The organism is Streptomyces durhamensis, from assembly GCF_000725475.1.
GTDB classification, from domain to species: domain Bacteria; phylum Actinomycetota; class Actinomycetes; order Streptomycetales; family Streptomycetaceae; genus Streptomyces; species Streptomyces filipinensis.
Window position 1 is genome coordinate 1 of sequence record NZ_JNXR01000108.1, and the last position, 455, is coordinate 455.

Genomic DNA, 455 nt, shown 5'->3' on the forward strand with positions numbered 1-455 from the left:
CCACTGCAACCACCGTCAACGCGCTGTTCACCGCGCCCGAGATCGCCAAGCAGCTCACCGACTCGGGTGCCAAGATGCTCATCACGATCACCCAGCTCGGTGACCAGGCCAAGGCGGCAGCAGCGCAGGTCGGTCTGCCCGAGAGCGCGGTGATCTTGCTGAACGGGCCCGGAGAGGCCGAGAGCCCTCACCCGAACGCGCTCGATCTGCTGGGTGCCGGCCTTGCGGCACCGGACGTCAGCTTCGACCCGGCCACCCATCTGGCGGTCCTGCCGTACAGCTCGGGCACCACCGGCAACCCCAAGGGTGTGATGTTGACCCATCGCAACCTGGTCGCCAACGTGGCGCAGAGCCAGCCGCTGCTGAACATGTCCCACGACGACTCGGTCCTCGCGGTGCTGCCGTTCTTCCACATCTACGGGATGACGGTGCTGCTCAACCTCGCGCTGTACAAC

1 protein-coding gene is annotated in these 455 nt (G+C 66.4%); it reads left to right on the forward strand.

The window, feature by feature from the left end; translation table 11 throughout:
- The coding region (locus IO33_RS0141980) for an AMP-binding protein (protein ID WP_031174336.1) at nt 1-455 on the forward strand (455 nt) is incomplete at both ends.